The 13,974-nt window shown below is 64.3% G+C and carries 13 protein-coding genes; 8 read left to right on the top strand and 5 right to left on the bottom strand.

What is annotated here, in order from left to right:
- Positions 1–156: 156 nt before the first annotated feature.
- On the top strand, positions 157–2,322 hold the full coding sequence (locus tag BCCGELA001_RS32715) for a malate synthase G (RefSeq protein ID WP_060737164.1): 2,166 nt from the start codon (positions 157–159) through the stop codon (positions 2,320–2,322).
- Positions 2,323–2,485: 163 nt separating this feature from the next.
- The gene (locus BCCGELA001_RS32720) at positions 2,486–2,686 is read left to right on the top strand and encodes a CsbD family protein (protein WP_008546815.1); all 201 of its coding nucleotides are present in this window, start codon (positions 2,486–2,488) and stop codon (positions 2,684–2,686) included.
- A gap of 146 nt (positions 2,687–2,832) precedes the next feature.
- Here the strand turns inward: BCCGELA001_RS32720 and BCCGELA001_RS38550 are convergent, their stop codons facing one another.
- Positions 2,833–2,988: a Thivi_2564 family membrane protein gene (locus tag BCCGELA001_RS38550; protein WP_008546817.1), complete on the bottom strand. Its 156-nt coding sequence runs from the start codon at positions 2,986–2,988 to the stop codon at positions 2,833–2,835.
- Between the two features lie 272 nt (positions 2,989–3,260).
- Between BCCGELA001_RS38550 and BCCGELA001_RS32730 the strand changes: the two genes are divergently transcribed.
- Positions 3,261–5,354, top strand: a complete 2,094-nt coding sequence (locus BCCGELA001_RS32730; RefSeq protein ID WP_060737165.1) for a methyl-accepting chemotaxis protein — start codon at positions 3,261–3,263, stop codon at positions 5,352–5,354.
- A gap of 62 nt (positions 5,355–5,416) precedes the next feature.
- On the opposite strand, the gene BCCGELA001_RS32735 is transcribed toward BCCGELA001_RS32730, so the two are convergent.
- Positions 5,417–6,067, bottom strand: a complete 651-nt coding sequence (locus BCCGELA001_RS32735; protein ID WP_060737166.1) for a DUF2865 domain-containing protein — start codon at positions 6,065–6,067, stop codon at positions 5,417–5,419.
- Between the two features lie 17 nt (positions 6,068–6,084).
- A complete protein-coding gene (locus BCCGELA001_RS32740; protein WP_008546835.1) occupies positions 6,085–6,870 on the bottom strand; it encodes a L,D-transpeptidase in 786 nt (261 codons plus the stop codon).
- A 208-nt stretch (positions 6,871–7,078) separates the two neighbouring features.
- On the opposite strand from BCCGELA001_RS32740, the gene BCCGELA001_RS32745 reads away from it, so the two are divergent.
- The 5 genes from BCCGELA001_RS32745 to BCCGELA001_RS32765 all read left to right on the top strand — a co-directional run bounded on the left by BCCGELA001_RS32745 (position 7,079) and on the right by BCCGELA001_RS32765 (position 11,219).
- On the top strand, positions 7,079–8,191 hold the full coding sequence (locus BCCGELA001_RS32745; RefSeq protein WP_060737167.1) for an AI-2E family transporter: 1,113 nt from the start codon (positions 7,079–7,081) through the stop codon (positions 8,189–8,191).
- 79 nt (positions 8,192–8,270) lie between these two features.
- Entirely contained in the window at positions 8,271–8,642 is a 372-nt protein-coding gene (locus BCCGELA001_RS32750; RefSeq protein WP_008546837.1) for a DUF883 family protein, read from the top strand.
- A 92-nt stretch (positions 8,643–8,734) separates the two neighbouring features.
- The gene (locus BCCGELA001_RS32755) at positions 8,735–9,190 is read left to right on the top strand and encodes a hypothetical protein (protein ID WP_008546839.1); all 456 of its coding nucleotides are present in this window, start codon (positions 8,735–8,737) and stop codon (positions 9,188–9,190) included.
- 183 nt (positions 9,191–9,373) lie between these two features.
- Positions 9,374–10,516 (top strand): OpgC domain-containing protein, encoded by a 1,143-nt coding sequence (locus BCCGELA001_RS32760; protein WP_060737168.1) that lies wholly within the window; start codon positions 9,374–9,376, stop codon positions 10,514–10,516.
- A gap of 91 nt (positions 10,517–10,607) precedes the next feature.
- A complete protein-coding gene (locus BCCGELA001_RS32765; RefSeq protein WP_008546850.1) occupies positions 10,608–11,219 on the top strand; it encodes a TetR/AcrR family transcriptional regulator in 612 nt (203 codons plus the stop codon).
- Positions 11,220–11,230: 11 nt separating this feature from the next.
- Here the strand turns inward: BCCGELA001_RS32765 and BCCGELA001_RS32770 are convergent, their stop codons facing one another.
- Positions 11,231–12,889 carry a CHASE domain-containing protein gene (locus tag BCCGELA001_RS32770; protein WP_008546852.1) on the bottom strand — a complete coding sequence of 553 codons (1,659 nt, stop codon included), beginning with the start codon at positions 12,887–12,889 and terminating at the stop codon, positions 11,231–11,233.
- A 322-nt stretch (positions 12,890–13,211) separates the two neighbouring features.
- On the bottom strand, positions 13,212–13,835 hold the full coding sequence (gene ureG / locus BCCGELA001_RS32775) for an urease accessory protein UreG (RefSeq protein WP_008546854.1): 624 nt from the start codon (positions 13,833–13,835) through the stop codon (positions 13,212–13,214).
- Positions 13,836–13,974 lie beyond the last annotated feature (139 nt).

Here is a 13,974-nt window from a genome sequence, read left to right on the forward strand (position 1 = left end):
CACCGCTCCTTGACATTTTGACAAGCCCCTGGGGGTCTTCTCACCGCCCCTTTTTTGGGGCTAATAGGCCCCCGAAAGTCGCCCCCAGCGGGCGCATTTTGCTGCTGTCGGGTCAAAAGCAGCCAAAAACAGCCATTTCCAACAAGAAAGCCCATCATGAAACGCGTCGACGCCCACGGATTGAAGATCGCTCCCATCCTGTTCGATTTCATCGCCAAGGAAGCGGCCCCGAAAACGGGGATCGAGCCGGATGCGTTCTGGGCGGGGCTTGCCGCCATCGTTCGGGAGTTGGGGCCGAAGAATCGTGCGCTGCTGGCAGTGCGCGACACGCTTCAAGCCAAGATCGACGACTGGCACCGTGCCAACAACGGCAAGGCGTTCGACCTCAACGCCTACACCGCCTTCCTGAAGGAGATCGGCTATCTCGTCCCAGAGCCGGCGACGCAGAAGGTCGAGACGGCCAATGTCGACGAGGAGATCGGCAAGATCTGCGGCCCGCAGCTCGTGGTGCCCCTGACCAATGCGCGTTATGCGCTAAACGCCGCGAATGCGCGCTGGGGCTCGCTCTATGACGCCTTCTACGGCACCGACGCGATTCCGCAGGATCCTTCGGAGAGCGGCAAGGGTTACAACAAGGCGCGCGGCGACAAGGTGATCGCCAAGGCCAAGGCGTTCCTCGACGCCGCCGCGCCGCTGGCGACCGGCAGCCACACCGACGTCACCGCCTACAGCGTCGTCGCGGGCCAGCTCGCGGTGAAGCTGAAGAGCGGCAATGCCACCGCGCTGAAGAACGCGGCCCAATTCGCGGGCTTCCAGGGCGACGCGGCCGCGCCGAGCGCGGTGCTGCTCGTCAACAACGGCCTGCATGTCGAAGTCAAGATCGACCGCAGCAGCGCGATCGGCAAGGACGATCCGGCCGGTGTCGCCGACATGATCATGGAGGCCGCGGTCTCCACCATCCTCGACATGGAGGATTCCGTCGCGGCCGTCGATGCCGAGGACAAGGTGCTGGTCTACCGCAACACGCTCGGCCTGATGAACGGAACGCTGTCGGCCGATTTCGAGAAGGGCGGCAAGACGCTCACGCGCTCGCTCAATGCCGATCGCAGCTACAAGACGCCCGACGGCAAGGGCGAGTTCAAGCTGCACGGCCGCAGCCTGCTCCTGATGCGCAATTGCGGTCACCACATGTTCACCGACGCCGTGCTCGACGAGAGGGGCGACGAAATTCCGGAAGGACTGCTGGATGCCGCGGTCTCCGGCCTGCTCGCCATTCACGATCTCAAGGGCAATTCCAAGGTCAAGAACAGCCGCACCGGATCTGCCTATATCGTCAAGCCGAAGATGCACGGCCCGGACGAGGTGTCGCTGACCTGCGAGATCTTCGACCGAGTCGAGAAGATGCTGGGCCTGCCCGAGAACACGCTCAAGGTCGGCATCATGGACGAGGAGCGGCGCACCACCGTCAATCTCAAGGCCTGCATCCAGCGCGCGTCCAAGCGCATCATGTTCATCAACACCGGCTTCCTCGACCGCACCGGCGACGAGATCCACACCTCGATGGAAGCGGGCCCGATGATCCGCAAGAACGAGATGAAGGCGCAGGCCTGGATCAAGTCCTATGAGGACTGGAATGTCGACATGGGCCTGACCTGTGGCCTGCCCGGCCACGCCCAGATCGGCAAGGGCATGTGGGCCGCGCCCGACAAGATGGCGGACATGCTGGCGCAGAAGCTCGGCCATCCGCAGGCCGGCGCCACCACCGCCTGGGTGCCCTCCCCGACCGCCGCGACGCTGCACGCACTGCACTACCACCAGATCAACGTCGTCGCGCGCCAGCAGGAGCTCACCAAGGGCGGCCCGCGCGCAAAGCTCTCGGACATCCTCACCATTCCGGTGTCCAAGTCGAACTGGGCGCCCGATGACGTCAAGCAAGAGATCGACAACAACTGCCAGGGCATCCTCGGCTATGTCGTGCGCTGGATCGACCAGGGCGTCGGCTGCTCCAAGGTACCGGATATCCACGATGTCGGCCTGATGGAAGACCGCGCCACCTTGCGCATCTCCAGCCAGCATCTCGCCAACTGGCTGCATCAAAGCGTGATCACCGAGGCGCAGGTGATGGAATCGCTCAAGCGCATGGCTGTCGTCGTCGACAAGCAGAATGCGGGCGACCCCATCTACAAGCCGATGGCGCCCGCCTTCGACGGCGTCGCCTTCAAGGCGGCCTGTGACCTCATCTTCAGGGGACGGGAGCAGCCGAACGGCTACACCGAATACATCCTCACCGCGCGCCGCCGCGAGGCCAAGGCTCTTGGATAACCAAGGCTCTTGGATAACAAGGCGGCGGGCTGAGCGAAGTCACGGAGACGTCAAAGCCCCGGCGCGTGCCGGGGCTTTTTTGTTGGACGAAACGTCGCGATGCACCGCGGAACTGGCTGCGCGGGGGTCGCGTTGTCGGGCCATCAACCAACGGGAGATGGTCATGGACTGGAATCGGATCGAAGGAAACTGGAAGCAGTTCAAGGGCTCGGCCAAGGAGAAATGGGGCAAGCTCACGGACGACGACCTTCAATTGATCGAGGGTCGGCGCGAGCAGCTCGAGGGCCGGCTTCAGGAGCGCTACGGCAAGGCCAAGGACCAGGTTCGCCAGGACGTCGACGACTGGCTCAAATCGCTGCACTGAGGCAGCCACAACGAAGCCCCGGCTCGCGCCGGGGCTTCTAGTTGGAGTTTCGTAGCCCGGATGGAGCGGAGCGCAATCCGGGACCAGCGCCGCTTGCGGCAAGCCCCGGATTTCGCTTTCGCTCCATCCGGGCTACGAGGGCTTCGCTAAAACACCGCCAGATATTTCAGCAGCGACACGATACCGATGATGATGACGATCACGCGCGCGATCTGCTTGGCGCGGCCGTCCATCGGCAGCATGTTGATGAGATAAAGCACGAGAATGACGACGAGAAAGGTGACGAGTACGCCGACCAGCATCGCAAGGACCCCCCTTCAGGCAAATTGCCGACATTGTCCTAACGCTCACCTCCCCCATCGGTTCCATTCGAGCAACCCATTGCAACTTCTAGTACTTCCGTAGTTCTACGATCGGCCTGCCTGTCTAAAACTTTACCCTTTTCATCTCAGATGCAGAAAACCGTCGCGCCCGCGGCCGCAAAAGCATGCGCTCGCCGGAGCCGCTACGCGCCCCTACGCCGATGTCGCCGGGCGCCATCGCGAACTTTTGCAATGGGAATTGGGGGACTTCGATGCTGAATCGTCTGACCGTATCCGCGCTGTTGAAGGCGGTGATCGCGATCACGTCGGTCTGTGTGGTGATCGTGCTCTCGCTCACCGCCTACGAATCCTGGGATCGCCTCAAGACCGCCAGCCGGATCTCGCAGACTGCGGATGCATCCGCCGATCTGTTTAAGGCGATGCACAATCTGCGCACCGATCGCTCCACCACCAACCGGCTGCTGAACGCGACCGCGCCGATGGACGCTGAGATCGAGAAATATCTGCGTGCGATCCGGGACGCCGAGATGCCCGCGATGGCGCGTGCGCTGGAGCTGTTGCGGGCCATGGACTTTCCGCAGTCCGGCACGCTGGTGCCGGAGCTCGCGCGGCTGCACAAATTGCTGAGCGAGGCGCAGAAGCAGTTCTGGGAGGACGTGGTCAAGCCCAAGGAGCAGCGCCGGGCGGGCCTGCCGAAGGAATATATGGAGACGACGCAGGGCCTGCTCGAGACGCTCGACAAGCTCTCGAACGTCCTGGCCGCCACCGTCAACAACCAAGACGCCGTGATCGACCAACTGCTGTCGATCAAGCAGAACGCCTGGCTCTTGCGCAACACCGCCGGCGAAGCGTCGCTGGTTGTCTCGACCGGCCTTGCCGCCGGCAAGATCACGCACGAGGCCCGCCAGTCCTATATCCAATATGTGGGCGGCACGGCCGCGATGTGGAAGGCGCTGGAATTGTCGACGTCGGGCATGCAATTGCCGCCGGCGCTTTCGGCCGCGATGGCTACGGTCAAGACCGCCTATTTCGATCCGCAATATCTGGCTCTGCGCGATCGCCTGGCCGATACGCTCGCCAATGGCGAGAAGGCCGAAATGACGGCGAACCAATGGACTCCGGTCACGGTGGGCCGCCTGGCGAGCGCCGTCGCAGTGGCGGAGGCCGCGCTCGACGCCGCCAAGGTCCATACGCTGGAGCAACGCGGCGCCGCGCAGCGCGCGCTGATCATGCAGCTCGCCCTCCTGGCACTCGCGATCGGTCTGGCCGTCGGCGCAGTCGTGCTGGTCAACCGCCGCGTCATCCATCCGCTCAGCACCATCCGCGACGCCATGCTCAAGGTCGCCGGCGGTGACCTTGCCGTCGACAGCGGCTATCTCGACCGTCAGGACGAGATCGGTGCCCTTGCCGGCGCGCTGGAAACCTTCAAGCAGCAGGCCAGCGAGAAGCTCAACATCGAGGCGCAGGAACGCGAGCGCAATTTCGGCGCGGCCGCGCGGCAGCGTGCAGTCGAGACCTATGTGGGCGAGTTCGAGGGAGCGGTGCGCAAGACGCTCGGCGAATTGAGCGAAGCGTCCGGCGAGATGCGCAAGACATCGGGCGACCTCTCCGCCGTGTCACGCCAGACCAACGACCGCGTCGAAGTCGCAGGCAAAGCCTCCAACGACGCCTCCATGAGCGTCGACAGCGTGGCCGCCGCCGCCGAAGAGCTCTCTGCCTCGATCAACGACATCAGCCAGCAGGCCGCTCATGCCGCGGGCATCGCCAGCCGCGCCGTCAACCAGGCGCGCGAAACCGACAACACCGTGCAGGGGCTGGCGCAATCCGCAGGCCGGATCGGCGAGGTCGTCGGGCTGATCAACACGATCGCGGCGCAGACCAATCTGCTCGCGCTCAACGCCACGATCGAGGCAGCGCGCGCCGGCGATGCAGGGCGCGGGTTTGCGGTCGTCGCCTCCGAGGTGAAATCGCTGGCAAGCCAGACTGCGAAGGCGACCGAAGAGATCTCCGAGCAGATCGCCGACATCCAGAAGGTCGCGGGCGACGCCATCAACGCGATCCAGACCATCGGCGGCATCATCGGCGAAGTGAACGAGGTCGCGACCGCGATTGCGGCTGCCGTGCAGGAGCAGGGAGCAGCCACGCAGGAGATCACCCGCAGCACGCAATATGCAGCGCAAGGCACCAGGAACGTCTCGGACAACATTACCGGCGTCAAGGCCGATGCGGACGCCGCGGCCAGCGCCGCGGAGAACGTCAAGCACGCCTCGGAGACGCTCGAGACGCAAAGCCGCCAGCTCGGTCAGCAGGTCAGCGATTTCCTGGGCAAGATCCGAGCGGCGTAGGGCACACCGGCGCTACACCTTCCACCGTCGTCCTGGCGAAAGCCAGGACGACATCGAATCCCCTACTCCTTCGCCACCACCGGCACTTGGCGGAATCTGGCCCGCACCGATTCCGGCAGCGGCGAAAAATTCATCGCGACACCGCGGCGGTCGTTGGCGTTGCGCGTTGCGACCACGAGGCCGTCTGCACCCGCGACGATGTCGCCCTTGCGCAAGGTGGGATCGTCCTCGACCTTGACCTGGGCGAGCCCCGCCGGATCCTTGCCGTTGCAGGTGCAGCCCGCGACGATCTCGTTGCGGTAGCGGAAGGCATTCGGCAGATCGGTATAGGATTTTCCCTTCTCCGTCGTGGCGTCGTCGATATTGCTGCCATAGACCAGCGAGGTTTCGGACGCCGGACAGAAGCTCCTGCAGGATTGCGCCTTGCTTTCGGCATCGTTTCCCTGCGCCGGGAAATAGCGACCGTCACATCCGCGCACGCAATAGGCGGTGCCACTGCCATAAGCGGCCCGCTGGCGCGGCACGTCATAGCGCGGAATGTCGTCGTTCGGGAACGGCGTCCGGATCTGGGGAGGCCGCGCTCCAAACGCGCCGAACAGCGCCGAGAAGAAGTCCTGCGCATGCGCCGACGGCGTCAGCGCGAGGCCGAGAGAAGCGACGGCAAGGCACGCCATCCAACCACCGGCCAGTTTGCCGAACGAACGTCTCTTCATGTGACCTCACTCAACTCTCAGTTCACCGACGACGACGCCGAAATGTTCAGCGCCTGGCGCCCCGAAGGCAGCGCCGTCACGGCCGGGCGCTTGCGCACGGAATCACCTCCCTTGGCCATCAGCGGCGCGTTCTTCGGCAGCACGACGACCTTGGCGCCGACATTGACGCGGCCGAACAGGTCGATGACGTCCTCATTGGTCATGCGGATGCAGCCGGACGAGACGAACTTGCCGATGGTGCTGGGATCGTTGGTCCCGTGGATGCGGTATTGGCTCGAGCCGAGATACATCGCACGGGCTCCCAGCGGATTGCCGGGGCCGCCGGCGACGAAGCGCGGCAGATAGGGCTGACGTGCGATCATTTCGGCCGGCGGATGCCAGTCCGGCCACTCCGCCTTCCGGCTGACGCTCTGCACACCCGACCAGGTGAATCCCTCGCGACCGACGCCGACGCCATAGCGGATCGCGCGTCCTTGGCCGAGTACGTAATAGAGGTAAGTGTTGTCGGTATCGATGACGATGGTGCCGGCCGGCTCGCTGCGGTCGAAGCTGACGATCTGCTTGCGCAGCCGGTCGGGCAGCCGGGCATCCTCGTCGGCGGTCTGCGGCGTCTCGTTGACGTCGCCTTGCGAGTAGCCTTGAGAATAACCCTGGTCCTGCGGATAGGCCTGCAACTGCATCGGCGCATAACCGAACGTTTGCGCGCTCGCTCCGGCAAGGGGCAAAGTGAGCAATGCGGCCGCGAAGGCACAGGTGGTGACGGCGCGCGGCGAGAAGCGGCGGACGAGAGAGAACCTTGTCATGTGCTGCCCCGTTGGAAGTGCATCTGGGTGATGCTGCGTGAACCAAACGCGACGGGACCGACTCAAGTTCCGCCGGCGTTTGCGGCAGTCAGGTCACAGTCAAGCGAGCACATCTTCACGAAGCCGCGATGGAACCGTCGCTCCATCCGTTCGTTAGGGAATCGTCAATGGGCGCGCGGATGGATAGCTTCCGTGCGGGAGAGATATTGTGCGCGTCCTTCCCAGCGAACGACTGATTCCCGGCAACAGCGAAGGCGAACCGCTTCCCGACAGCCATACCGAGCTGCCGCCGGTGATCCGCCGTACCGAGTTCGTGGCTTTCGCACTCGCAGGCCTGCTGCTAATCGCGGTCGTCGCCGTACTCTATGTCGGAAGGGCGTTCTTCCTGCCCGTGGTGATGGCCTTCGTCACGGGCACCATGCTGTCGCCGGCGGCGAGCTTCCTCGAGCGGTGCAAGGTGCCGCGCGCGCTAGGCGCCGTGCTCATCGTGGTGGCGGGGACGGCGGTGGTCGCCTTTGTCGTGGCGCTGATCGCCTCGCCAGCGATCGAATGGAGCACGCGCCTGCCGGAGCTTGGCGCACAGTTGAGAGACAAGCTGCACGTGTTCGACCGGCCGCTGGCGTTGTGGCGCGAGCTGCAAACCATGATCGGCGGCTCGGAGGGGTTCCCCAGCATTCATATACCGAAGGTCGAATGGGTTCAGCCGACGCTGGAATTCCTCTCGCCGACCTTTACCGAATTCCTGCTGTTCTTCGTCACCCTCATCCTGTTCATCGCGAGCTGGCGCGACCTGCGGCGGGCCATGATCATGACCTTCAGCGATCATGACGCGCGGCTGCGTACGCTGCGGATCCTCAACGAGATCGAGGTCCATCTCGGCAATTATCTCCTGACCGTCACTCTCATCAACATCGCTGTCGGCGTCGGCACCGGTCTCATCTGCGCGCTCACCGGCATGCCTAATCCGGCCGGGCTCGGCGCGCTGGCGGCAACGCTCAATTTCATCCCGATCATCGGGCCGGTTGCGATGTTCGTGGTGCTGGTCGTGGTGGGGCTGATCGCCTTCCCGACGATCGGCGGCGGCCTCATGGCCGCGCTCGCCTTCGGCGGCCTCACCTTCCTGGAAGGGCACTTCATCACGCCGACCATCATCGGGCGGCGGCTGGCGCTGAATGCGCTTGCGGTCCTGCTGGCGCTGGCATTCTGGACCTGGATGTGGGGTCCAATGGGCGCTTTCCTGTCCTCCCCGCTGCTGATCGTCGCGCTGATCCTCAAGGAGCATCTGTTGCCGGCGGATGCGCCGCATCTGCCGCAGGCCTGATGCGGTTTCCCTGAACGGAACTTCCCCGACGACGAAACGTTCTCCGGCTGTCTCAGCCGCCAACAGTTTGGAGCTCCCGATGTCCACGCCCAATGCCGAAGCCGGGATGAAGGACTGGACCGACAAAGCCACCCGAGAACGCCTCGAAAAGGATGTAGCAGCCGTGAAAAGCGATATCGCCGCCCTCACCGACCAGATCACCGACGCGCTCAATACCTTCGCCAATTCCACCAGCAGGCAGGCTCGCCGCGGCTATCACCAGGCGCGCGAGAACATGGATACCGCGATGGACGACATGTCCGAGCGCGGCAGCGCGATGATGGGTGCTGCGCAGGACGCCTACAGCTCGATCGAGGAGACGCTGGAAGACGCGATCACGCAACGGCCCCTCGCGACGGTCGGGCTGGCGCTCGGGATTGGATTCCTGATCGGCGTCGCCTGGCGCCGGTAGGTCGTCGGAACGGATGGTGAAACGGCGGCGCTGCCGTGCCGCCGATGCCGGCGTGCGGTGGTTCGGCTTGTAGGCATTTGAGGAGCAACGCCATGTTTCAGCGCATCATCGACGGGATCAGTGCCTCCACCGGCACGACGGTGCGGCTGACCTCCCTGGCTGCCGGCGCGGCATTCGCGCTGTTCATCACCACATGCTTCTTGTGCGCGGCCGCGTTCATCTCGGTCCTTGAGAAGTATGGGCCGGTGCAGGCCTGCCTCGCGGGCGCGGGTGTTTTCTTTCTGCTGACCCTGGCGGCTGCGGTGAGCTATTGGGCCTATAAGCGGCAGTTGCGCAAGCAAGCCCACATTGCGGCCGAGCGTGCCGCGAAGTCGGCGGCGCAGAGCATGCTCGCAGATCCGATGCTGCTCGCCACGGGGCTCCAGATCGTCCGCGCCATCGGTATCAAGCGGCTGTTGCCGATCCTGGCGATCGGCGGCGTCGCGCTCGGAATCATGGCGAGCCGCGCCGGCGTAGCTGACGAGGCGTCGGCCGAGCCCGCTGAATGACGGTCAGAGCGGGTCAGAAAATTTCGTTGTAAGTCTTCCGAACGCTTCTATCGGAATTCAGCACGGACTCGGCGCGCAATTTGCGTCATGCGCTGCCGATACTCCCCCATCACGCAAACGCTACTCGGATGGGCAGGCGGTTGCCGCTAAAAGCGTCGCCCCTGATTCCAAAAGTCTTTTGCGATGAAAACGTCCGTCAAGGCGAACCTCGCCGCATTTCAACCCGACGCCAGGCTGTATTTGACGCTCGGCATCGCCAATTGGTCGATCTTCGTCGACCACATCCCGAACAACGTCGTCAACCTGCTGACGCTGCGAAACTTCGGATTCAGCGGCGCAGCCGATTTATTCGTGTTCGTGGTGGGTTATGGCGTTGCCATCATCCACGGCCGGATGGCGCTGGAGCGCGGCTACGTCGTCGCGGCGACGCGCATCTTCCGTCGCGTCTGGCGGCTCTACGCCGCCTATGTCGTGCTGTTCGTGATCTATATCGACACCATCGCCTATGTCGCCTCCCAATCGATGGCGCCGGAAATCATCCACGAATACAACATCTCGGGGATTCTCGAGCACCCGCTGCGCATCCTCGTCCGCGGCCTCGTGCTCCAGGAGGAGCCTCTGAACCTCGACCTGCTGCAACTGATGATCCCGCTGATGGCCTTCTATCCGCTTGTGCTGTGGGGTCTGCTGCGGCGACCGAACGTGACGCTTGCGGCATCGGTCGCGCTTTATGTTGCCGCGCGCTGGCTCGACTGGAATTTCCGGGTCTATCCGGACCAGGAATGGACCTTCAATCCGCTGTGCTGGCAGATGCTGATGGTGCTGGGCGGCTGGTTCGCGGTGACAGGGGCCCCCGGGCGGGCGCTGCGCGGCATGCCGTGGCTGCGGATCGCCGCAGGGACCTATATCGTCTTCGCGATGGCCGTCACCCTGATGCGCCATTCGCCGGCATTGTCCGCCTATCTGCCGAACTTGATCATCGACGGCATCGCACCGACCGACAAGGAAGACCTCGCGCCCTATCGCGTGCTTCACTTCCTCGCGCTTGCTTTCCTCGCGACCCATCTCATTCCGGCCAACCATCCCGGCCTGCAACTGAAGCCGCTTCAGACGGTGATCAGATGCGGCGAGGAATGGCTCGCCGTGTTCTGCGTCGGCGTATTCCTGTCCTTTGCCGGTCATCTGATCCTGATCACCGGACCCAATCTGGTGGCGATGCAGATCGTGGTGAGCCTCGCCGGTTTCGCCGCGATGACCGCGGTCGCTTACTATATCTCCTGGTCGAAGTGGCAGGATCTGCCCGCCGCTTTGCGGCAGCAGGCCTAGCGGCTCCCGGTCCCTCGATTCCGCTAGGCCGGAAGCTGACGCTGCGCTATGCGGAGCAAGGTTGCTCTGCGCGAGGAGGCCGGGCCAGGTCATGGCGAAAATCGAGGATGAGGGGCCAGGCGCCGCGCCGCCCCGCCGCGGCCGGCCGCGATCGATCGAAACCACCAACGCCATCCTCGAAAGCGCCTATGCGCTGATGGCTGCCACCGGCCTTGCCGCCACCACCATCGACGCCGTCGCGCGCCGCTCCGATGTCTCCAAGATGACGATCTACAAATGGTGGCCGTCCCGCGAAGCGCTTCTGATCGACGCCTTTCTCTACCACGCCGCCCAGATGCTGCCGCTGCCGCCGGAGAGCTCCGGCACGCCTGCCGCACGCGCACGCCGCCATGCCGCTGCCTATGCCGAGGCGCTTCAGGGCGAGTTCGGCAAGGTGCAGCTCGCCGTGATCTCCGAATGCATTTCGAGGACCGGCTCCGCCGAGCTGTTCTATGCCCGCTATCTGCAATTCCGCCGCAACGCGCTGGTGGAGATGATTGCCGCGGGCCAGAGTGACGGCAGCATCCTGGCCGAGGGATCGCCCGAGGATCTCTACGACGCGATCTACGGCAGCCTGTTCTACCGTTACGTCTTCGGCATCGCGCCGATCACGCCGGCCTATGCGCGCAATCTGGCTGACCTTGTGCTGCGGCCAAAGGTTTAGCCGCACGCCTATTATCGCACCGGCCTCACCGGCGCCGAGATCTTGTCGGTGCGATCGCGCTCGGTCATGTCGACCACCGTCTCCATCGGCGCGGTCAGCTCGTAGACGTAGGAGACGTCGGTGAAGTAGCGCTTGGCGGTGCCCCCTAACGCCTCGGGCGCGACGCGATCGAGCAGGATCAGGCCGAAATCCGAATCGGGGCGGCGGGTCGCCTCGCTGGTGTTGAACTCCTCCCAGCGGAAATGGAAGATTTCGTCGGCGCCCTCGCCCGTCACCGTCCAGTTGGCGGTGATGTGCGGATGCTTCCCGACCAGCGACAGGCCTTCGTCGGAATGCGAGGCGAGCTCGAAGAACAGCAGCGACAGGCTCTGCGCCGCTCGCGCGCTGACGGCGATGTCGGGACCGGTGACCGCGATGCGATCGGCATGCGGGATGGCGCGCGCCTCGAACAGGCCCTTCAGCTTGACCCCCTGCCACTGGCTCTCGCTGAGCAGCGAGACCACGTTGGACATGGCGTGGATACGCCCGATCAGGAGCTCGCGCGCGACGTCGATGTCCGAGCCGTGACGCAGCGTGCGCGTCACGATCGACTGGATCACCGCCAGGATGTTCTTGACGCGGTGGTTGAGCTCGTCGATGACGGCGGTCAGTCGGCGTTCGAAGCCGATCCGCACCTGGATTTCGCGGCTGAGCCGCAGATTGTTGTAGGCGACATAGCCGAACAGGCCGCACACCATCGCAGTGATGGCGAAGCCGATCGCCGCGACGATGATGGCGGTCTGCTGGGCGCGCCGGGCCGAATTGGTTTTCGCATAATAGCTGAGCTGCCAATCACGACCGCCGAAGCTCACCGTGCGCGTCGCCGACGGAGCCGGTCCGTCCGCCACCACCACGCGCGTGGAGACCACGCCCTGGTCGTTGGCAACGAGCTCGCCGCCGTCCTTGCGCGGATCCCTGAGCGCGACCGAGAACAGTGACATGTCGTCATTGGTCAACATCAGCGTGGCGAGCTCGTAAGAAAACGTGACGAACCCGGCCGGCTCCGTCGCCCCCTCCGGAATGATCGGCGCGGCCACGATGATTCCGATCGGGCCGTCACCGCGGAGCAGCGGAATCGGATCCGAGGCGATCGACCGCTTCTCGACCCGGGCGCGCGTCAGCATGGCGCTGCGAACCGGATCCTGGTCGTAGCTGCGGCCGGGCAGCGCCTTGGTCTCGTTGCTGCGCGGCTCGAGATCCATCAGCACATCGATCGGCTGGGTGACATCGGCCGGATTGATCGGCTTGTCGTCAAAGGTGCGAATCTGAGGGTCCGGAAAGCCGGCGCCGGCGATGGCAGCCTGCGCCGCCGTGAGCTCGTCCGGCTTAAGCCGGGCGATCCACCCTGCGACCACGAAGTCGGTCTTGAAGGCATAGATGGCCGAGCGCAACGGCTCCAGCATGTTCGGCTTGATCACGGACGGCGTGCGGAACAGGCCGGAGGCGACACGCGCCAGCAGCTCCCGCTCGGTAAGCCGGTCCTGAACCAGGCTTGCGTGGACGTCGATCGCTCGCGCGAGCGCGATCCGGTCCAGCGCCAACTCCTGATCGTGGACGCGATAGGCCGCAAGCCCGGAGAGCAAGGCTCCGAGCAGAGCAATGAAGCCGATGATGAAACCCAGCCGGACCACGCGACTACTCAGGCGAAAGCGGTAGGTCGGCAACAAACACGGAGCATATGAACGCCGCTCGAACGGCCATGTGCCGAAACAGGGTGGACCCCAATGGCGGAGATAATGGAGGAGGAGGCATCAGTACGCAACGCAGGTCGCCTGAAAAGCTTAATCCGGCCGGCCGACATCCGGCCGGCATGGATTTGCCCCAGAGGCTCAGGAGGTAGTTAATCGCGCTGTCCGAAATTTGTTCCGCAATTGCGGCCACGGCCCCCGGCGTCATGGCAAAAATGCCTGCGCTAAGTCGTCGCGTCCGTCAGCCCGCCCGGGTCGATCCAACCTACAAGCCGCCGTTCAAGCCGCCCTTGGCCTCGATGAAGCCGACGATGCGGTCCAGCCCCTGGCTCTTCTTCAGATTGGTCATGACGAAGGGCCGCTCACCGCGCATGCGCTTGGCGTCCGTCTCCATCTTTTCCAGGGAGGCCCCGACATGGGGAGCCAGGTCGATCTTGTTGATGACAAGGAGATCCGACCGGGTGATGCCCGGCCCACCCTTGGACGGGATCTTGTCGCCGGCGGCGACATCGATCACGTAGATGGTGAGGTCGGCCAGCTCCGGGGAAAAAGTGGCAGCCAGATTGTCGCCCCCTGATTCGATCAGCACGAGATCGAGGCCCGGGAATTTCGCGCGCATGTCCGCGACTGCAGCGAGATTCATCGAAGCATCCTCGCGAATCGCGGTGTGCGGGCAGCCGCCGGTCTCGACCCCCGCGATGCGGTCCGGCGTCAGCGAACCCGAGCGCACCAGGAATTCCGCATCCCATTTGGTGTAGATGTCGTTGGTGATCGCGGCGATGTCGTAGCGCTCGCGCATGGTCTTGCAGAGCAGGTCCATCAGCGCGGTCTTGCCCGATCCGACCGGGCCGCCGACACCGACACGCAAGGGGCCGTGAGATTTCGACATGTCGCTCGCTCTTTCCTAACGTCGTCCCGGCGCAGGCCGGGACCCATAGCCACCGAATCCCATTGCGAGAACAGGCCGTGGCCACATCCTTCCAAAACCACTCACATTAGTGGTTATGGGTCCCGGCCTTCGCCGGGAC

Source organism: Bradyrhizobium sp. CCGE-LA001, assembly GCF_000296215.2.
Lineage (GTDB): Bacteria > Pseudomonadota > Alphaproteobacteria > Rhizobiales > Xanthobacteraceae > Bradyrhizobium.

Coding starts and splice junctions, on each gene's coding strand:
- BCCGELA001_RS32715 (WP_060737164.1), top strand. CDS start 157: ATGAAACGCGTCGACGCCCACGGATTGAAGATCGCTCCCATCCTGTTC.
- BCCGELA001_RS32720 (WP_008546815.1), top strand. CDS start 2,486: ATGGACTGGAATCGGATCGAAGGAAACTGGAAGCAGTTCAAGGGCTCG.
- BCCGELA001_RS38550 (WP_008546817.1), bottom strand. CDS start 2,988: ATGCTGGTCGGCGTACTCGTCACCTTTCTCGTCGTCATTCTCGTGCTT.
- BCCGELA001_RS32730 (WP_060737165.1), top strand. CDS start 3,261: ATGCTGAATCGTCTGACCGTATCCGCGCTGTTGAAGGCGGTGATCGCG.
- BCCGELA001_RS32735 (WP_060737166.1), bottom strand. CDS start 6,067: ATGAAGAGACGTTCGTTCGGCAAACTGGCCGGTGGTTGGATGGCGTGC.
- BCCGELA001_RS32740 (WP_008546835.1), bottom strand. CDS start 6,870: ATGACAAGGTTCTCTCTCGTCCGCCGCTTCTCGCCGCGCGCCGTCACC.
- BCCGELA001_RS32750 (WP_008546837.1), top strand. CDS start 8,271: ATGTCCACGCCCAATGCCGAAGCCGGGATGAAGGACTGGACCGACAAA.
- BCCGELA001_RS32755 (WP_008546839.1), top strand. CDS start 8,735: ATGTTTCAGCGCATCATCGACGGGATCAGTGCCTCCACCGGCACGACG.
- BCCGELA001_RS32760 (WP_060737168.1), top strand. CDS start 9,374: ATGAAAACGTCCGTCAAGGCGAACCTCGCCGCATTTCAACCCGACGCC.
- BCCGELA001_RS32765 (WP_008546850.1), top strand. CDS start 10,608: ATGGCGAAAATCGAGGATGAGGGGCCAGGCGCCGCGCCGCCCCGCCGC.
- ureG (WP_008546854.1), bottom strand. CDS start 13,835: ATGTCGAAATCTCACGGCCCCTTGCGTGTCGGTGTCGGCGGCCCGGTC.